The following is a 19,637-nucleotide window of genomic DNA, read 5'->3' on the forward strand; positions in this document are numbered from 1 at the left end:
ACGGTTCGTCCAGCCGGACGGCGTGCGCGCGCGCCAGCCGCGCCAGGCCGGTGTCGCCGGTCAGCGCGGGGTGCGCGATGGCCTCGGCGATGTCGGCCCAGCCGGCGGCGCCCGCGCCGTCCCCGAGGGCGGCGCGCGCGCAGGCCAGCTGCTCGGCGCACATCACCAGCGTGCTGAAGTCGAGGCCCTGAGTGCCGTCCCCGCATGCCGCGATCAGGGCGTCCGCGCCCTCTTCGGTGCGGCCCGCGTTGATCGTCGCGGTGGCGAGCGCCACGTGCGCCATGTGCGTCCACCACTCGCCGGACCCGGTGTCGCAGGCGACGGCCTCCTCGCCGGCGCGCAGCGCCCGCTCGTGGTCGCCGGTCCAGCTCGCCGTCAGGCACTGCTGGATCAGCCCGTAGGCCATGACCTCGGGGGAGCGCAGCTCGCGGCCGACGGCGGTGGCCTCGTCGGCGGCGGCCGCGGCCTCGTCCAGCCGGCCCAGCATCATCAGGACCCGGGACTGCCCCGCCAGCATGTAGCCGAGGATGAACGTCTGCCCCGTCGCGCGGGTGATCGACACCAGCCGCGCGGCGTGCCGGGCCGCGGTCTCGTGCAGGCCGAGGAACGTCTCGGCGAACACCAGCCAGATCATGTAGTCCAGGCAGTCGGCGAAGTCGCCGTCGGACGCCGCGGAGAACCGCTGGTCGGCGGCCTCGGCGTAGGCGATCGCCTCCGCCACCTCGCCGCGCCCGTACGACACCATCGGCCGCATCGCCGCGACCGCCGCGACCAGCCCCGGCCCCCACTGCGGCGCGCTCTCGGGGATGGTCTCCAGGACGGCGTGCGAGCCGCGGGTGTCGATCCGCTGGATCCGGTCGGCGACCAGCCGGATCCGCAGCAGCACCGCCTCGGGGGTCTGCCGGTCGGTGATGCGGCGCAGCTCGTCCAGCACCAGGGCGCGGGCCTCGTGGATGCGGCCGAGCTGCCGGTCCATCACCGCGCACAGCTGCACCGTGCGGGCCCGCCGGACGGTGTCGTCGGGCGGCAGCAGGCTCAGCAGCGTGCGGGCCGTCTCGCGGCCCTCCTCGGCATGGCCGCTGACCGCCTGCGCGTGCGCCAGCTCCACCAGCAGCTGGATCCGGTCGGGGTAGGCGCCGTCACCGGCCGCGCCGCCGGCGGACGCGCCGGACGGGTCCGTGCCGTCGGGCATCAGGCGCAGCGCCGCCTCCAGCCAGTACGCCGCGGTTCCGGGCGCCTGGAGCGCGACGGCGCGGGCCGCCTCCAGCAGCGTCCAGATCGCCTCGCGGTCGCCGAACCGCGCCGAGCGCAGCACGTGGTGGGCGCGGACCGCCGCCGGGGCGCCGAGCTCAGCGAGCCGCGCCGACACCCGCGAATGCGCCGCGAACCGCCAGCCCGCCGCCGTCGAGGCGTACGCGACGTGCCGCACCAGCGGATGCCGGAACCGGAACCGGCCGCCGGTGGTCGGGCGGACGACGTCGTGCGCGGTCAGCGCGTCCAGCGCGGCGAGCGCGTCCTCCTGCGCCATCTCCGCGGCGACCGCCGCCAGTTCCGGCTCGAACACGTCCGCCGCGACGGCGGCGCCGCGCGCCATCAGCAGCGCCTCGGGCGGCAGCGCGCTCAGCTCCACCTGCAGGGCGGTCCGGACGGCGGGCGGCACCTCGGTCAGGTTCGCCACGCCCCGCTCCCAGTCGTGCCGCTCGATCCCGTCGTCGCCGAGGAGCCGGTCGTCGTGGCGGCCCATCCGGGCCAGCGCCTCCAGGTAGAACGGGTTGCCGCCGCTGGCCTTGTAGAGCTGCTCGCAGCGGGTGCGGGGGACGTCCGGGCCGAGGAACTCGGCGACCTCGTCGCGGTTCAGCGGCTCCACCGGCACGCGGGTGCCGACGAGGCCCGCCGCGTCGGCGAGCGCCGCCAGCCGCGGCGACGCCTGCGCGGGCCGGTAGGCGACCGCGACCAGCACGTTCGCGCGCGGCGGGTGCCGGACGAGGTGGTCCATCAGCTCGATGGTGGCGTCGTCGGCCCAGTGCAGGTCGTCGAGGATCAGCACGAGCCCGGACGGCGCGGCGAGGCGTTCCAGCAGGTGCCGGACGCTGCGGTGCAGCTGGTAGCGGGCGACCGGGTCGGCGGCCCCGTCGCGGGCGTGCCCGGCGCCGGTGCCGGCGACGCGGTCGGCGAGCGCGGGGAAGACGGTGCCGAGCAGCCGCAGCGCGGCGGGCGGCAGGTCGGGGACGTCGTCCTCGAGCCGGTCGTCGAGCGCGTCGACGACGGCGCCGAACGGCATCTCCTGCTCGAACTCGGCGGCGCGTCCGGCCAGGTAGGGCAGCTTGCGCGCGTTCGCGCCGTCGGCCAGCTCGTTCAGCAGCCGGGTCTTGCCGGCGCCGGGCTCGCCGACCAGCGCGAGGAAGCCGTAGCCCGTGGCGGCCGCGTCCAGGGCGCGGTTCAGCGCGCCGAGCGCGTCCCGTCGCCCCACCAGCGGAGCACCGGCGTCGCTCATGTCCACACCCCAACTGAGACAGGCGGCCGACACGCCGTGATCATGCTTGTCGTCGTTGTTCCCGGTCCTTCAAGCGGGTTTTACCTTATCGGGTCGATCGTCAATAGGAGCGGGACAACACGCCCCGCGCGTCCCTGCTATCAACCGCCGACGCTCCCCGTGTGTCAACCAGGGGGAGGCAAACCGTCCCGGGAACGTGACATCCCCGGGACCGGACCGCGTTCACGCGCCGCGGGTCAACCGTCGAGGTCGAGGCGGGCGGCGGCGTCGGCCCAGCGGGCGTCGTCGCCGGACGGCTCGTAGCGGCGCAGGGGCTGGGTGGCCGCGACCAGCGCGCGGGACTCGGCGAGCGTGCCGGCGAGGCCGTGCGCGCGTGCCTGGGTGAGGACGTTGCCGAGCGCGGTCGCCTCGACGGGGCCGGCCACGACCGGCAGCCCGGACGCGTCGGCGGTCAGCCGGCACAGCAGCTCGTTGCGGCTGCCGCCGCCGACCAGGTGCACCACGTCGATCTCCTGCCCGGACAGCCGGGACGCCTGCCGCAGCGTCGCGCGGTGCGCCAGCGCGAGGCTGTCCATGACGCAGCGGACGGTCTCGGCGCGCGTCGCCGGCTCGGGGAACCCGCGGCGGCGGCAGTGCGCGGCGATCCGCGCGGGCATGTCGCCCGGCGGCAGGAACTCGGGGTCGTCGGGGTCGATGAGGCTGCGCAGGCCGGGGACGTCCGCGGCCTCGGCGAGCAGGGCCGGCAGGTCCGGGTTGCCCCACGCGCGCATCGACTCCTGCAGCAGCCACAGGCCCATGACGTTGCGCAGGTAGCGGACGGTGCCGTCCACGCCGCCCTCGTTGGTGAAGTTCGCCTTGCGGCTCGCCTCGGTCAGCACGGGCGCGCGCAGCTCGACGCCGACCAGCGACCACGTCCCGCAGGAGATGTAGGCGAACCGGTCGGTGGTCGCGGGCACGGCGGCGACGGCGGACGCGGTGTCGTGCGACCCGACCGCCACCACCGGCAGCGCCGCCGGGTGGCCGGTCTCCTCCGCCACGTCGGGGCGCAGCGTCCCGAGCACCTCGCCCGGTTCGCGGATCGGCGGGAGGATGCCGGCGGGCAGGCCGAGGCGGGCGAGCAGGTCGCGCGACCAGGTCCCGTCGCGGACGTCGAGCAGGCCCGTCGTGGACGCGTTGGTCCGCTCGGCGCCGACCGCGCCGGTCAGCCAGTGCGCGAGCAGGTCCGGGACCATCAGCAGCGTGGCGGCGCGCGACAGGTCGTCGGCGGCGAGCTGGTAGAGGGTGTTGAACGGCAGGAACTGCAGGCCGGACGTCTGGTACAGCAGGTCGTCGCCGACCTCGGCGCGGATCCGGTCCATGACGCCGTCGGTGCGGGCGTCGCGGTAGTGGACGGGGTTGCCGATCAGCGTCCCGTCCGCGTCGAGGAGCCCGTAGTCGACGGCCCACGAGTCGATGCCGATCGACGCGAGGCCGGCGGGCGCGGCGCGCAGCCCGTCGAGGACGTTGCCGTAGAGGCCGAGGATGTCCCAGTGCAGGGTGCCGTTGACGCGGACCGGTCGGTTCGGGAACCGCCGGACCTCCGCCAGCTCCAGTGTGCCGGGCCCGACCCGTCCGGCCATGACGCGCCCGCTGGACGCGCCGAGGTCCACGGCGGCGAAGGTCTCGGTCATTCGTGTCTCCTGTGGGGGGACGACCCCCCACGCCCCCCGGTTCGCTTCGCTCATTCTGAGATCACGACTTCCAGGGTGCGGGGCCCGTGCACGCCCTCGACGCGCGACAGCTCGATGTCGCTGGTCGCGGACGGCCCGGACACGAACGTCAGCGGGCGGTGCGGGTCGAGCCGCTCCAGCGCCTCCGGCACGTCCGGCGCCACCTGCCCCGCGAGGACGACGATCAGGTGGTAGTCGGGGACGAGGGACAGCGCGCGCGGGCCCTGCGCGGGCCCGTGGTCGAGGACGATCGTCCCGGTCTCGGCGATCGCGGCGGCGCAGCCGGTGACCGCGCCCGCCAGCCCGTCGAGCGCGGCGACGTCCGGGCCGCGGACCAGGTCGCCGCTCACCTGCGACGTCCACTCCTCGGGCAGGTCGGCCGGGACCCCGTAGGCGCCCGGACGGGCGGCGAGGCGCGCGGCGACCGTCGCGGCCAGCTCCGACGCGGGCACGCGCAGGACCGTCGCGCGGTAGTCGGCGACCCGCTCGGCGAACAGGTCCAGGACGCCGTCCTCGTGGTGGCGGCGCAGGTAGCCGCGGTCGATCGCGGCGTACCCGGCGGCGACCTCCGCGGCCGGGCGCGCCGGCACGATCCGGTCGATCCGGCCGAGGATCTCCTCCCGGGCGCTCACTTCTCGTTCCCTTCCGTGCGGCCGCCGCCGGTCCGCTTCCACCAGGCGCGGAACGACTCGGGCGGCGGCGCGGGCGCGTCCCGCGTCTCGGTCCAGGCGCTCAGCGGGCCGGGCAGCCGCCGGATCCGGCCGCGCGGCGCGACGATCCGGCGGCTCGCGGACGCGGCGCGCTGCGCGAGCGCGAGACGGGTGGGGGAGCGCAGCGTCCAGCCGGCCGCCGTCATCGCGACCCGCTCCAACGGATGGCGCGGGCCCTTTTCCACCGCGCGGGCCCGCAGGTGCACCAGCACCTCGGGGATGTCGATGGCGACCGGGCACGCCTCGAAGCACGCCCCGCACAGCGACGACGCGTACGGCAGCGACGCGTCGACCTCCGACCCGATGCCCCTGATCTGCGGCGACAGGATCGCGCCGATCGGGCCGGGGTACGGCGAGCCGTAGGCGTGGCCGCCGGCGCGCTGGTAGACCGGGCACACGTTCAGGCACGCCGAGCAGCGGATGCAGCGCAGCGCCTGCCGGCCCACCTCGTCGGCGAGCGTGTCGGTGCGGCCGTTGTCGATCAGCACCAGATGGAACGTCCGAGGGCCGTCGCCGGGATGCACGCCCGTCCACGCGGACGTGTAGGGGTTCATGCGCTCGGCGGTCGACGAGCGGGGGAGCAGCTGGAGGAACACCTCCAGGTCCTGCCAGCTCGGCACGATCTTCTCCACGCCCATCACCGAGATCAGCGTCTCCGGCATGGTCAGGCACATCCGGCCGTTGCCCTCCGACTCCAGCACGACGAGCGTGCCGGTGTCGGCGACCGCGAAGTTCACGCCGGAGATCCCGACCTTCGCCGACAGGAACTTGGCGCGCAGATGGCGGCGCGCCGCCTCCGCCAGCGCGGCGGGGGAGTCGGTGAGGCCGTCGGGGACGTCCTCCATCTCGCGCAGGAAGATGTCGCGGATGTCGGACCGGTTCCGGTGGATCGCCGGCACGAGGATGTGCGACGGCCGGTCGTGCCCGAGCTGGACGATCAGCTCCGCGAGGTCGGTCTCGTAGGCGGTGATGCCGTGCTCGGCGAGCGCCTCGTTCAGCCCGATCTCCTGCGTGGCCATCGACTTGACCTTGACGACCTCGGTCTCACCGGTCGCCTTCACCAGGCCGGCGACGATCCGGTTCGCCTCGGCGGCGTCGCGCGCCCAGTGCACCGTCCCGCCCGCCTCGGTGACCTTCTCCTCCAGCTGCCGGAGGTAGTGGCCCAGGTTCGCCAGGACGTGGTCCTTGATCTGCTTGCCCGCCTCGCGCAGCGCGGGCCAGTCGTCCAGCTCCGCGACGGCGGCGGCGCGCTTGTCGCGGATCGTGGTGGTGGCGTGCGCGAGGTTGCCGCGCAGCCGCGTGTCCGCCACCGCGCGGCGCGCCGCGTCCGGGAACGACGGCATCCCGACATAGGTCGGCATCGCTTCGGCGCTCATGGTGTGGGCTCCTCCTCGGTGGAGGCGAGGATCTCGGCCAGGTGGACGGTCCGCACCCCCGCGCGGGTGCGCGACAGCGCGCCCCCGATGTGCATCAGGCACGAGTTGTCGGCGGCGCACAGCACCTCGGCCTTCGTCTCCCGCACGGCGGTGACCTTGTCCGCGCACATCGCGGCCGACACCTCGGAGTTCTTCAGCGCGAACGTCCCGCCGAACCCGCAGCACTCCCGCGCGTCCGGCAGGTCGACCAGGTCGATGCCGCGGACCTCGCGCAGCAGCCGCTGCGGCCGGTCGCCGACGTGCAGCATCCGCAGCGAGTGGCAGGTCGGGTGGTAGGTGACGCGGTGCGGGAAGTACGCGCCGACGTCGGTGACGCCGAGGACGTCCACCAGGAACTCCGACAGCTCGTACACGCGGGACGCGACGCCGGCGGTGCGGGGCGCCAGCTTCGGGTGCCAGTCGCGGATCATCGCGCCGCACGACGCCGACGGCGTCACGACCGCGTCGTAGGGCTCGAACGTCTCCGCGAAGCCCTTCACCATGTGCAGCGCCTGCGTGCGGTAGCCGGTGTTGAGGTGCATCTGCCCGCAGCACGTCTGCGCCTCGGGGAACTCGACCTCGTGGCCGAGCCGCCGCAGCAGCCGCACCATCGCGCGCCCGGTCCCGGGGTACATCGTGTCGTTCACGCACGTCAGGAACAGTGCGACCTTCATGCCGAGTTGCTCTCCCGGTCGTCGGCGGCGGGCCGGCTGGACTCGCGGACCACCAGCTCCGGCTGGAACATGACCTGCTGGTGGGCGTGCCCGCCCGACTCGTCGCACTCCTCGAGCAGCAGCTCGGTCGCGATCCGGCCGAGCTGGTAGGTGGGCTGCCGCACCGAGCTGAGCGGGACGGCGGCGGCCGCCGAGAACTCGATGTCGTCGTACCCGATGAGCGCCACGTCAGTCGGCACCTTCACGCCGGCCTGCAGCAGCACCCGCAGCACGCCGAGGGCGAGCAGGTCGTTGGCGCAGAAGATCGCCTCGGGCAGCGGGCCGCCGGACTCCAGCAGCCGCCGCGCCGCCTCCTGCCCGGCGCGCGCGTTCATCGCGCCGACCGACACCTCGCGCAGCACGTCGCGGCCGAGGCCCGCGGCGCGCAGCGCCCGCAGCGCGCCGCGCCGCCGGTCCGCGCACTGCCGCAGGCCCGCCGGGCCCGTGACGAACCCGAGCGTGCGGGCGCCGTCCTCCAGCAGGTGCGTCACCGCCAGCTCGCCGCCCGCCACGTCGTCGACGGCGACCGAGCACTGGTTCGCGCGGGGCGTCGGATGGTCCAGCAGGACGACGGGCACGCCGCGGTCGCGCAGCCGGTCGGCGTTGCCGCCCTCGTCGCCGACGGGGGTCAGCAGCACGCCGCGGACCCGCTGCTCGGCGAGCACCCGCAGGTTGCGCTGCTCGCGCTCGTCGGACTCGCCGGACGAGGAGAGGATCACCGCGTAGCCGCGCTCGCTGGCGACGTCCTCGACGCCGCGGGCGACGTCGGTGAAGAACGGGTTGGCGAGGTCGAGCACCATCAGCCCGATCGTGCTGGAGTGCCCCGCGCGCAGCGTGGAGGCGGACCCGTTGCGGACGAACCCGAGCTCGACGATGGCCTGCTCGACGCGGGCGCGGGTCGCGGCGGCGACCCGCTCGGGCCGGTTCAGCACGTTGGACACGGTGCCGGGCGAGACGCCGGCGTGCGCCGCGACCTGCTTGATCCCGACGGTGCCGCCGTTGCCGTGACCGCCGTTGCCGCTGCCGCCGTTGCCGCCCGGCGCGGTGCTCGTCCGGGGGCGCCCGGTGTCGTCTGTGCTCAATCTGTGCCCCCGGTCGCTCCGCTGGTGTGCCGCCGCTCACTTTGGGTCATGGGATTAAAACGTGTCAACCCCGCTGTCGGAAGTGATCGGGTCCAAACGCCGCTGTCCGCACCCGGACGGGAGGAACTTCGCAAACTCGTCCGGCGCCGGTGGCGTAAGGGTTTTCGCAGCGTCCGGGGAGATCCCGGGCGATGTTCCCTCTTGACGGGTGCTCCGGCTCACATCTAGCGTCCTCCGCAACATCACGTTAAAACGTTTTTCATCCATCCGTCACAGACTCCCCGTGCGAGGAGGGTGGCCATGAGTGCACCCGGCAGGTCGACGCCGCCGACATTGGCACTGGTCAACGTGAGTAAGTCGTTCGGCGCCGTGCGGGCCCTGCAGGGCGTCACCCTCGAGCTGCACGCCGGCGAGGTGCACGCGCTCGCCGGCGAGAACGGCGCGGGCAAGTCGACCGTCGTAAAAACGTTCGCAGGCGTACACCGCCCCGACGCGGGCGAGGTCCGCGTCGACGGCGAGCCGGTGACGTTCAACGGCCCCGCCGACGCGCAGGCCGCCGGCGTCGCCGTCATCTACCAGGAGCCGACGCTGTTCCCCGACCTGTCGGTCGCGGAGAACATCTTCATGGGCCGCCAGCCCCGCGCCGGGCTCGGCCGCATCGACCGCCGCACCGTGCACGCCGAGACCGCCAAGCTGTTCGAGCGGCTCGGCGTCGCGCTGGACCCGCAGCAGCCCGCCCGCGGCCTGTCCATCGCCGACCAGCAGGTCGTCGAGATCGCCAAGGCCATCTCCCGGGACGCGCGGGTGCTCATCATGGACGAGCCGACCGCGGCGCTCACCGGCCAGGAGGTCGCCCGGCTGTTCAACGTGACCCGCACGCTGCGCGAGCAGGGCTGCGCGATCCTGTTCATCTCGCACCGGCTGGAGGAGATCTTCGAGATCTGCCAGCGGGTCACGACGCTGCGCGACGGCACCTACATCGGCACCGACCCGGTCGCCGACCTCACCGCCGACGACCTCGTCCGCCGGATGGTCGGCCGCGACCTCGACGCGCTCTACCCCAAGCAGGACGTGACGCCCGGCGAGGTCGCGCTGAAGGTCAGCCGGCTGACCCGCGAGGGCGCCTTCACCGACATCTCCTTCCAGGTGCGGCGCGGCGAGATCGTCGCGCTCGCCGGGCTGGTCGGCGCCGGCCGCAGCGAGGTCGCCCGCGCGATCTTCGGCGTGGACCGCTGGGACGCCGGGGACGTCGAGGTGGCGGGGAAGAAGCTGCCACCCGGCAGCCCCACCGCCGCGATGTCGGCCGGGCTCGCGCTCGTCCCCGAGGACCGCCGCCAGCAGGGCCTGGTGATGGACATGTCCATCGAGCGCAACATGGGCCTCACCCAGCTGCGCTCGCTGCGCAAGGAGACCGCGCGCGGACCGCTCATCTCCCGCAAGGTGGAGCGCAGCCGCGCCGCCGACTGGGCGCTGCGGCTCCAGCTCAAGTACGCCCGCCTCAGCGACACCGTCGGCGTCCTGTCGGGCGGCAACCAGCAGAAGGTCGTACTCGCCAAGTGGCTCGCCACCGAGCCGACCGTCCTGATCGTGGACGAGCCGACCCGCGGCATCGACGTCGGCACCAAGGCCGAGGTGCACCGGCTGCTGTCGGAGCTCGCCGCGCAGGACCTCGCCGTGCTGATGATCTCCTCCGACCTGCCGGAGGTGATCGGCATGGCCGACCGCGTCCTGGTCATGCACGAGGGCCGGCTCACCGCCGAGATCGCCCGCGCGGACGCGACCGAGGAGAGCGTGATGGCCGCCGCGACCGGGCGCGCCGGAACCGGAAAGGCGGCCTGACCCATGACCGTGCTCACCCAGTCCCCGGCGAAGCCGGGCTCCGGCGGGCCGCCCGGCGGCGGGCGCCGGCTGGTCGAACTGGTCCTGCGCGCCCGCGAGCTGAGCATCCTCGGCGCGCTCGTCGTGCTGGTCATCGGCACCGAGCTCGCCAACCACCGGTTCCTGTCCGGGCAGGGCGTCAAGGACATCTTCCTCAACGCCTCCATCCTGGCGCTGCTCGCCGTCGGCCAGTCGATGGTCGTCGTCACCCGCAACATCGACCTGTCGGTCGGCTCCGTCGTCGGGCTCGTCGCGTTCACCGCAGGCAAGTTCGCCTCCGGCGGCGACCGCAACGTGGTGCTGGTGGTGCTGCTCGGCATCGTGATCGGGCTCGCCTGCGGGCTCGTCAACGGCCTGCTCGTCAGCTTCTGCAAGGTGCCCGCCCTGGTCGTCACGCTCGGCACCCTCTACGTCATCCAGGGCCTCGACTACAAGATCGCGCACGGCGAGCAGATCGGCGCCGCGGACCTGCCGTCCTCGGTGCTGTCGCTCGGCAACGACTCGGTCCTCGGCGTGCCGTACCTGCCCGTGATCACCGTCGTCGTGATGCTGATGATGGGCTACTACCTGCGCTCCTACTCCTCCGGGCGGGAGTTCTACGCGATCGGGTCCAGCCCCGAGGCGGCGCGCCTCGCCGGCATCTCCATCCGCCGCCGCGTCCTCACCGCCTACCTCGTCAGCGGCGGCCTCGCCGGCCTCGCCGGGGTGCTGTGGCTGGCCCGGTTCGGCACCGTCGTCGCGGACGCGGCGCACGGCTGGGAGCTGAAGGTCGTCAGCGCCGTCGTCGTCGGCGGCGTCGCGATCACCGGCGGCGTCGGCACCGTGTACGGCGCGGCGCTCGGCGCGCTGCTGCTCACCACCATCGGCAGCGTGCTGGTGGTGCTCAAGGTCAACTCGTTCTGGCAGGACGCCATCACCGGCGTCCTCCTGCTCCTGGCGATCAGCGTGGACCGGCTGCTGGCCCTGCGCGTCACCAAGGCGCTCAAGCAGCGGTCGCTGGAGTCCAGCGTCCACCGCGACGCCTCAGCGCCGCCGCCGGCCGCCGAGGCGACGGCGCGGACGACCAAGGACGAGGCGCCGAAAGGAAAGGTGTCGTGACCACTGACACGAAGAGCGCCCCGCGCGGCCTCGCCCTCGGCCGGCTGCTGCGGTGGGAGACCGCCGTCACCGCCCTGCTGGTCATCGTCTTCGCCGGCGGCGCCGGGTTCTCGCCCGACTTCGCCAACACCGACAACCTGTCGTTCGCGCTCGGCGACCTCAGCGAGATCGCGCTGATCGCGCTGCCGATGACGCTGCTGGTGGTGTGCGGGCAGGTCGACCTGTCGGTCGCGTCCGTGCTCGGCCTGTGCAGCGCCCTCACCGGCAAGATGTGGGACAACGGCATGGCGATCGAGACGATCATCCCGATCGTGCTGGTCGTCGGCGTCGTCTGCGGCCTCGTCAACGGGCTGCTCGTCACCCGGCTCGGGCTGCCGTCGCTCGCGGTGACGATCGGCACCATGACCCTGTACCGGGGCCTCGCGTACGTGGTGCTCGGCACCGGGGCCATCTCCGAGTTCCCCACCCAGTACACGAACATGGCGACCGAGTCGATCCCCGGCACGCCGATCCCGTACCCGATCGCGCTGTTCGCCGTCCTGGCGGTCATCACCGCGGTGGTGCTGCACGCCACCGGCGTCGGGCGGTCGCTGTTCGCGATCGGCTCGCAGGAGGACGCGGCGTACTTCGCCGGCATCCGGGTCAAGCGCCTCAAGCTGATCCTTTTCGTGGTGTCCGGGCTCGTCGCCGGGTTCGCCGGCATCGTCTACACGCTCCGCTACGGCAGCGCCCGCGCCGACAACGGACTCGGCCTGGAGCTCACCGTCATCGCGGCGGTGCTGCTCGGCGGCATCGACTTCGACGGCGGCAAGGGCACCCTCGGCGGCGTCATCGCCGCGGTGCTGCTCATCGGCCTGCTGCGCAACCTGCTGATGCTCAACGACGTCTCCACCGAGGTCCAGTCGATCGTCACCGGGCTGCTCCTCATCATCAGCGTCCTCACCCCGCGGCTGATCGCCGTGGTGCGCGAGGCACAAGGCCGGCGGCGGGGCGCGCGACCCGCGGTCCCCGCCGCCGCACCATGAACCCCCGGCCCCCCGCCGCATCCGGAAAACCCACCCCAGAGCACGACCTGGAATCCCGAAAGGCACTCGTGATGACCCTTCGTTTGCGCGCCCCGCGCCGCCTCGTGGCCGTCGCGTCCGCGGGCGCACTCGCCCTCTCCCTCGCCGCGTGCGGCGGCACCACCAAGGACTCCTCGGACGACTCCGGGAGCAAGGCCGCCGCGGGCGGCGAGAAGGCGGACCCGAACGCGCCCCTCAAGAAGGGCCTGAAGATCGCGTTCCTGCCCAAGCAGGTGAACAACCCCTACGAGACGATCGTCGACAACGCCGGCATCGCGGCCGCCAAGGAGTACGGCGGCTCGGCCAAGGAGGTCGGCCCGTCCGACGCGTCGGCGTCCTCGCAGGTGTCCTACATCAACACGCTGATCCAGCAGCGGCACGACGCGATCCTCATCGCGGCCAACGACCAGAACGCGGTGTGCGGCCCGCTCAAGCAGGCCATGGCCAAGAAGATCAAGGTCGTCGCCTACGACTCCGACACCGCGCCCGAGTGCCGCAACGTGTTCATCAACCAGGCCAGCTCGGAGGAGATCGGCCGCAGCGAGGTCAAGCTGCTGGCCGACCAGATCGGCGGCAAGGGCGACATCGCGATCCTGTCCGCGACCGCGAACGCCACCAACCAGAACACCTGGATCAAGTACATGCAGGACGAGCTGAAGAAGCCGGAGTACTCCGGCATGAAGCTCGTCAAGATCGCCTACGGTGACGACGACGACCAGAAGTCGTTCCAGCAGACGCAGGGCCTGCTGCAGGCGTACCCGAACCTGAAGGGCATCATCTCGCCCACCACGGTCGGCATCGCCGCCGCCGCCCGCTACATCGACGGCTCGAAGTACAAGGGCAAGGTCACGCTGACCGGCCTCGGCACGCCGGACCAGATGCGCAAGTTCATCAAGGACGGCACGGTCAAGTCGTTCGAGCTGTGGGACCCGAAGAACCTCGGCTACCTCGCGTCCTACGCCGCGGCGGCGCTGTCGTCCGGGCAGATCACCGGCAAGCAGGGCGAGACGTTCAAGGCCGGCAAGCTCGGCGAGCGCACCATCGGCGCCAACGGCGAGGTCATCCTCGGCCCGCCGACGGTGTTCGACGCCAAGAACATCGACCAGTACCACTTCTGATCCCGCATGACGTCTGACGGCACGAAGCGCGTCTGCTTCCTGCTGAAGGTCCGGCAGGACCGCCTGGAGGAGTACAAGGAGCGCCACCAGGCGGTCTGGCCGGAGATGCGGGACGCGCTGCGCGAGACGGGCTGGCACAACTACTCGCTGTTCCTGCGCGAGGACGGCCTGCTCGTCGGCTACCTGGAGACCGACGACTTCGCGGCCGCGCAGGAGGCGATGGCCCGCACCGACGTCAACGCCCGCTGGCAGGCGGAGATGGCGCCGTTCTTCGAGGACCTCGACGGCCGCCCCGACGAGGGGATGCGGCCGCTCCCCGAGGTCTTCCATCTCGACTGAGGGCCGCCGCCCCCACCCGGCGGCGGCCCCGGACAGCAGAAACGTGAGGTTGCACCCGTGAACGACACCAGCGCGGTGAAGGACGCCCTGCGCCGCCAGCAGATCGAGACTCCCTCCTGGGCGTACGGCAACTCGGGGACCCGGTTCAAGGTCTTCGCCCAGCAGGGGGTGCCGCGCACCCCGCAGGAGAAGATCGACGACGCCGCGCAGGTGCACCGCTTCACCGGTGTCGCGCCGAGCGTCGCCGTCCACATCCCGTGGGACAAGGTGGACGACTACGCGGCGCTGGCCGCGCACGCCGAGGAGCGGGGCGTCCGGATCGGCGCGGTGAACACCAACGTGTTCCAGGACGACGACTACAAGCTCGGCAGCGTCACCAACCCCGACCCGAAGGTCCGCCGCAAGGCCCTCGACCACCTGCTCGAATGCGTCGACATCATGGACGCGGTCGGGTCGAAGGACCTGAAGCTGTGGTTCTCCGACGGGACGAACTACCCCGGCCAGGACGACATCCGCGCCCGGCAGGACCGGATGGCGGAGGCGCTCGCGGCCGTCTACGAGCGGCTCGGCGACGACCAGCGGTTCCTGCTGGAGTACAAGCTGTTCGAGCCGGCCTTCTACATGACCGACCTGCCGGACTGGGGCGCGTCCTACGCGCACTGCCTCAAGCTCGGCCCGAAGGCGCAGGTCGTGGTGGACACCGGGCACCACGCGCCGGGCACGAACATCGAGTTCATCGTGGCGTTCCTGCTGCGCGAGGGGAAGCTCGGCGGGTTCGACTTCAACTCCCGCTTCTACGCCGACGACGACCTGATGGTGGGCGCGGCCGACCCGTTCCAGCTGTTCCGGATCATGTACGAGGTGGTGCGGGGCGGCGGCTACGACCCGGAGACGGGCGTGGCGTTCATGCTCGACCAGTGCCACAACATCGAGCCGAAGATCCACGGCCAGATCCGCTCGGTGATGAACGTGCAGGAGGCGACCGCGAAGGCGCTGCTGGTGGACGGCGACGCGCTGCGCGCCGCGCAGGAGTCCGGCGACGTGCTGGCGGCGAACGCGGCGTTCATGGACGCCTACAACACCGACGTGCGGCCGCTGCTGGCGGAGCTGCGCGAGGAGATGGGCCTGCACCCGGACCCGGTCGCCGCGTACCTGGCGTCCGGCTACTTCGAGCGCGTGGTCGAGGAGCGCAAGGACGGCCAGGCCGCCGGCTGGGGCGCCTGACCGGCGCCGGCCCCGACACGTCGTCGAATCCGACAAGCCGCCGATTCCGAACAAGGAGAGAGCACCGATGACCACTCCACCCGAGGTGGAGCAGCTGCTGGAACGGGCCAACACCCTCGGCTCGGACCCGCGCAACACCAACTACGCGGGCGGCAACGCCTCGGCGAAGGGCACCGTCACCGACCCCGTGACGGCCCGCGACGTCGAGCTGATGTGGGTGAAGGGCTCCGGCGGCGACCTCGGCACGCTCACCGAGAAGGGCCTCGCCGTGCTGCGGCTCGACCGGATGCGCGCGCTCGTGGACGTGTACCCGGGCGTCGAGCGCGAGGACGAGATGGTCGCCGCGTTCGACTACTGCCTGCACGGCAAGGGCGGCGCGGCGCCGTCCATCGACACCGCGATGCACGGGCTCGTCGAGGCGGCGCACGTCGACCACCTGCACCCCGACTCCGGCATCGCGATCGCGACCGCCGCCGACGGCGAGGAGCTGACCCGCCGGATCTTCGGCGACCGGGTCGCGTGGGTGCCGTGGCGGCGCCCCGGCTTCCAGCTCGGCCTGGACATCGCCGCGATCAAGCAGGCGAACCCGCAGGCGATCGGCGTGATCCTCGGCGGGCACGGCATCACCGCGTGGGGCGCGACGAGCGAGGAGTGCAAGGCCAACTCGCTCGACATCATCCGCACCGCCGAGGCGTACATCGCCGAGCACGGCAAGGCCGACCCGTTCGGCGCGGTGATCCACCCGGTGCTGCCGGAGGACGAGCGGCACGCCCGCGCCGCCGCGCTGTTCCCGCTGGTCCGCGGCCTGGCGTCGACGGACCGGCCGCAGGTCGGGCACTACACCGACGCCGAGGCCGTCCTCGACTTCGTGTCCCGCGCCGAGCACCCGCGGCTCGCCGCGCTCGGCACGTCCTGCCCGGACCACTTCCTGCGCACCAAGGTCCGCCCGATGGTGCTGGACCTGCCGCCGGACGCGCCGCTCGACGACGTCAAGGCCCGCCTCAAGGAGCTGCACGCCGCCTACCGCGAGGAGTACGCCGCCTACTACGACCGGCACGCCGCGCCGGACTCGCCGCCGATGCGCGGCGCGGACCCGGCGATCGTGCTGGTCCCGGGCGTCGGGATGTTCTCGTTCGGCGCGAACAAGCAGACCGCGCGGGTCGCCGGCGAGTTCTACGTCAACGCGATCAACGTGATGCGCGGCGCGGAGGCGCTGTCGTCGTACGCGCCGATCGACGAGGCGGAGAAGTTCCGCATCGAGTACTGGGAGCTGGAGGAGGCCAAGCTCCGCCGGATGCCGAAGCCGAAGCCGCTCGCGACCCGGGTCGCGCTGGTCACCGGCGGCGGCTCCGGGATCGGCGCGGCCACCGCCCGCCGCCTGGCGGCCGAGGGCGCCTGCGTCGTCGTCGCGGACCGCGACCTCGGCGCCGCCGAGAAGGTCGCCGCCGAGCTGGGCGCGAACGCGCTGCAGGCCGCGGACGTCGCGGTCGCGGTCGGCGCGGACGTCACCTCCGAGGACGAGATCGCCGCGGCGGTCCGGGACGCGGTGCTGGCGTTCGGCGGCGTCGACCTCGTCGTCAACAACGCCGGCCTGTCGATCTCCAAGCCGCTGCTGGACACCACCGTCGCCGACTGGGACCTGCAGCACGACGTCATGGCGCGCGGCTCGTTCCTGGTCTCCCGCGAGACCGCGCGGGTGATGATCGAGCAGGGGATGGGCGGCGACATCGTCTACATCGCCTCCAAGAACGGCGTGTTCGCCGGCCCGAACAACATCGCCTACGGCGCGACGAAGGCCGACCAGGCCCACCAGGTGCGGCTGCTGGCCGCCGAGCTCGGCGAGCACGGCGTCCGCGTCAACGGCATCAACCCCGACGGCGTCGTCCGCGGCTCCGGCATCTTCGCCGGCGGCTGGGGCGCCAAGCGCGCCGCCGTCTACGGAGTGGAGGAGGAGAGGCTCGGCGAGTTCTACGCCCAGCGGACGCTGCTCAAGCGCGAGGTGCTGCCCGAGCACGTCGCGGCCGCCGTCTTCGCCCTCACCGGCGGGGACCTGACCCACACCACCGGACTGCACATCCCCGTGGACGCCGGAGTCGCCGCCGCCTTCCTGCGCTGACCCCCGCCGTCCTGGAGAAGGCCGGGCCGGCGGCCCGGACCGCGCGCCGGCGCCCGGCACTCCACTGCCGGGCCGCCGCGCCGTCCCCACCCGGGCCGCCGGCCTTCCCTCCATGGGCCCGCTCGACCAAGTGAACCCGAAGGGACAACGATGACCCCGGCCAAGAAGTTCGCACGAGCACACGTGTCCGCCGTCACCTCCCTCACCCTCGCCGCCGCCGCGCTCGCCGCCGTCCCCGCCGGCGCCGCGTCCGCCTCCGGCCCCGACCCGCTCGGCCTGCCGTCGCTGTCGCGCGCGGGCCACTACGTCCTCGCGCCGTCCGGCCGGACGGTCCGTCCCGCGCGGGTGGGGGAGGCGTACGGGGTCAACGGCGACTACGTGTCCGCCGACTCCGCCGCGTCCGAGACCGCCGGCCACGGCCTGGAGGCCGGGACGTCCACGACCGGCAAGGCCGACGGCGTCATGGTCCGCCAGACCGGCGCCGAGGCCGGTGCGGGCTTCGCCTACACGATGCGCGCCGGGCCGGGCCCGGTGACGCTGCGGGTCGAGGAGGCCGGCAGCGCGACCGCGCACTACGACGTGCTGGTGAACGGCACGGTCGTCCACGAGCGCAAGCCCGACCCCGCGCAGGCCGGGGTGTGGAGCGGCGACAAGGACGGGCTCGTCCACTACGCGGTGGACGTCCCGGCGCGGGTCGCCGGATCGTCCGGGACGATCAAGGTCGAGTTCCGCAACGCCGACGACCCCGGGCAGGGCGCCCGCATCCACGCCGTCTGGACGCTCGCGCAGCACGGGCGCGCGTCCGCCGCGCCCTACGGCGCCACGGTGCGGAACCCGGTGGGAGCGTTCCACGGCGGGACGACCACGCTCGCCTCCAACGACTACGGACGTCCCTACGTCATCTACGACTTCGGCAAGGAGGTCGGCGGGCAGGTCCAGGTGACCGCCGACGTCCGCAAGGGCACGCCCAAGCTCGGCCTCGCGTTCAGCGAGAGCGGCCAGTACCTCACCACCGCGTCCGACTACAGCCAGGACCCGGTCGGCCTCGCCACCGAGACCCACTACCTCGACACCAAGGCCGGGCGCACCGCGATGACCGACCCGGTCATCCGCGGCGGGTTCCGCTACCTGATGGTGTTCCTGGACGGCCCCGGCGAGGTGCGTTTGTCGGACCTGCGGCTGAAGTTCACCGCCGACCCCGCCAACCCCGACCTCGACGGGTACAAGGGCGCGTTCCTGTCCAGCGACGACACCCTGAACCGGCTCTGGTACGCGGGCGCCTACACCGTCCAGATGGCGACGATCGACCCGAAGACGGGCCGCCCCTACCCGGGCCAGGAGGGCCCGGTCCGCAACGACGCGATCGTCGGCGAGGGCGACAGTGTCATCAGCGACGGCGCCAAGCGCGACCGGATGATCTGGGGCGGCGACAACGCCGTCTCCGACGCGGTGTCGTACCTGACGACCGGGCAGAGCGACCCGGCCGCCAACGCCGTCGCGTTCATGGCGAAGGGCCAGTCGCCGCAGGGCCAGATCCCCGGTCTCTACCTGACCGACAAGCTCGGCTACAACATGGGCTGGGGCGAGTACGCGGCCTGGTGGGTCGGCAACTACTGGACGCACTACCTCTACACGGGCGACAAGGCGTTCTTCGACAAGTGGTACGACGCCATGAAGAAGAACGTGGCGTGGATGCAGTCGAAGGTCGGGTCCGACGGGCTGCTCGACATGAAGGGCGCGGGCGGCACCTGGGGCTACGGGAACGAGGGCAAGGGCACCTACGTCTCGTCCCTGTACGTGCATGTGCTGGGCCAGGCGGCGCAGGCCGCCGAGGCGCAGGGCGACGCGGCCCTCGCCAAGACCTACCGCGACAGCGCCGCCCGCACCGCCAAGGCCGTCAACGACAACCTGTGGGACCCGGCCGCCGGCGCCTACAAGGTCGGCCCCACCGACGCCAACCATCCGCAGGACGGCAACGCGATGGCGGTCGTCGCCGGAGTCGCCACCGGCGACCGCGCGAAGTCCGTGCTGAAGTTCTTCGGCGACCGGCTCGCCGACCCGCACGGCGACCTGACCGTGGACAAGGCCGGCGGCGTCGTCCCGCAGTACATCAGCCCGTTCGTGTCCGGCCAGTCGCTGCTGGCGTACGCCTCGCAGGGCGACATGGCGGGCGCGATGTCCGTGCTCGGCCGCACCTGGTACCCGATGCTCGGCAAGGACACCCCCGGCACCCTCTGGGAGAACGTCAGCACCGCCGGCGCGCCGCAGCTCGGCTCCTACACCAGCCTCTCGCACGGCTGGGCCGCCTCGCCGACGTCGTTCCTCACCAACCAGGTCCTCGGCGTCACGCCGGCGTCCGGTGGGTTCTCGACGTTCACCGTCCTGCCGCACCCGGTGAAGGGCCTGACCTGGGCGGAGGGCAAGGTGCCGACGCCGCGCGGCGACATCACCGCCGCCTGGAAGCAGCGCGGCACGACCTTCACGCTGCGCGTCGCCGCGCCGGGCGGCACGACCGCCACGGCGGGCGTGCCCGCGTCCGGCGCGTCCGAGGTCCGCGTGAACGGCTCGGTCGTCTGGCGCAACGGCACCGCCGTGAAACCGGGCGTCGTGGTCCGCGACGGCCTCGTGCAGGTGCCGGGGCTGACCGGCTCGTCCGTCCTGACCGCCTCCCGCTGAC

General features: G+C 73.0%; 14 protein-coding genes. 8 read left to right on the forward strand and 6 right to left on the reverse strand.

Going from position 1 to position 19,637, the window contains the following annotated elements; translation table 11 throughout:
* The 6 genes from F9B16_RS23235 to F9B16_RS23260 form a co-directional block, all read right to left on the reverse strand.
* The coding region (locus F9B16_RS23235; protein WP_151542226.1) for an ATP-binding protein at positions 1-2,494 on the reverse strand (2,494 nt) is incomplete at its 3' end.
* Positions 2,495-2,730: 236 nt separating this feature from the next.
* A complete protein-coding gene (locus F9B16_RS23240) occupies positions 2,731-4,164 on the reverse strand; it encodes a rhamnulokinase (RefSeq protein WP_151542227.1) in 1,434 nt (477 codons plus the stop codon).
* A 50-nt stretch (positions 4,165-4,214) separates the two neighbouring features.
* Positions 4,215-4,835, reverse strand: coding sequence for a LutC/YkgG family protein (locus F9B16_RS23245; protein WP_151542228.1), 621 nt, complete (start codon positions 4,833-4,835; stop codon positions 4,215-4,217).
* Complete coding sequence (locus F9B16_RS23250) at positions 4,832-6,289, reverse strand: LutB/LldF family L-lactate oxidation iron-sulfur protein (protein WP_192808950.1); 1,458 nt, start codon at positions 6,287-6,289, stop codon at positions 4,832-4,834. The genes F9B16_RS23245 and F9B16_RS23250 overlap by 4 nt, the downstream gene beginning before the upstream one ends.
* On the reverse strand, positions 6,286-7,002 hold the full coding sequence (locus F9B16_RS23255; RefSeq protein WP_151542229.1) for a (Fe-S)-binding protein: 717 nt from the start codon (positions 7,000-7,002) through the stop codon (positions 6,286-6,288). The genes F9B16_RS23250 and F9B16_RS23255 overlap by 4 nt, the downstream gene beginning before the upstream one ends.
* Positions 6,999-8,024, reverse strand: coding sequence for a LacI family DNA-binding transcriptional regulator (locus F9B16_RS23260; protein ID WP_192808952.1), 1,026 nt, complete (start codon positions 8,022-8,024; stop codon positions 6,999-7,001). The genes F9B16_RS23255 and F9B16_RS23260 overlap by 4 nt, the downstream gene beginning before the upstream one ends.
* A 399-nt stretch (positions 8,025-8,423) precedes the next feature.
* Between F9B16_RS23260 and F9B16_RS23265 the strand changes: the two genes are divergently transcribed.
* The 8 genes from F9B16_RS23265 (at position 8,424) to F9B16_RS23300 (ending at position 19,636) form a co-directional block, all read left to right on the forward strand.
* Positions 8,424-9,962, forward strand: a complete 1,539-nt coding sequence (locus F9B16_RS23265) for a sugar ABC transporter ATP-binding protein (protein ID WP_151542231.1) — start codon at positions 8,424-8,426, stop codon at positions 9,960-9,962.
* Between the two features lie 3 nt (positions 9,963-9,965).
* Positions 9,966-11,099, forward strand: a complete 1,134-nt coding sequence (locus tag F9B16_RS23270; RefSeq protein WP_151542232.1) for an ABC transporter permease — start codon at positions 9,966-9,968, stop codon at positions 11,097-11,099.
* A complete protein-coding gene (locus tag F9B16_RS23275; RefSeq protein WP_151542233.1) occupies positions 11,096-12,124 on the forward strand; it encodes an ABC transporter permease in 1,029 nt (342 codons plus the stop codon). Before F9B16_RS23270 ends, F9B16_RS23275 begins: the two co-directional genes overlap by 4 nt.
* 71 nt (positions 12,125-12,195) lie before the next feature.
* Positions 12,196-13,281, forward strand: a complete 1,086-nt coding sequence (gene rhaS / locus F9B16_RS23280; protein ID WP_151542234.1) for a rhamnose ABC transporter substrate-binding protein — start codon at positions 12,196-12,198, stop codon at positions 13,279-13,281.
* 6 nt (positions 13,282-13,287) lie between these two features.
* Positions 13,288-13,620 carry an L-rhamnose mutarotase gene (locus tag F9B16_RS23285; protein ID WP_151542235.1) on the forward strand — a complete coding sequence of 111 codons (333 nt, stop codon included), beginning with the start codon at positions 13,288-13,290 and terminating at the stop codon, positions 13,618-13,620.
* A gap of 57 nt (positions 13,621-13,677) precedes the next feature.
* Positions 13,678-14,844, forward strand: coding sequence for an L-rhamnose isomerase (gene rhaI, locus F9B16_RS23290; protein ID WP_151542236.1), 1,167 nt, complete (start codon positions 13,678-13,680; stop codon positions 14,842-14,844).
* 67 nt (positions 14,845-14,911) lie between these two features.
* A complete protein-coding gene (locus F9B16_RS23295) occupies positions 14,912-16,960 on the forward strand; it encodes a bifunctional aldolase/short-chain dehydrogenase (RefSeq protein WP_151542237.1) in 2,049 nt (682 codons plus the stop codon).
* A gap of 150 nt (positions 16,961-17,110) precedes the next feature.
* A complete protein-coding gene (locus F9B16_RS23300; protein WP_151542238.1) occupies positions 17,111-19,636 on the forward strand; it encodes an alpha-L-rhamnosidase-related protein in 2,526 nt (841 codons plus the stop codon).
* Position 19,637 lies beyond the last annotated feature (1 nt).

It is taken from the genome of Actinomadura montaniterrae, assembly GCF_008923365.1.
Lineage (GTDB): Bacteria > Actinomycetota > Actinomycetes > Streptosporangiales > Streptosporangiaceae > Spirillospora > Spirillospora montaniterrae.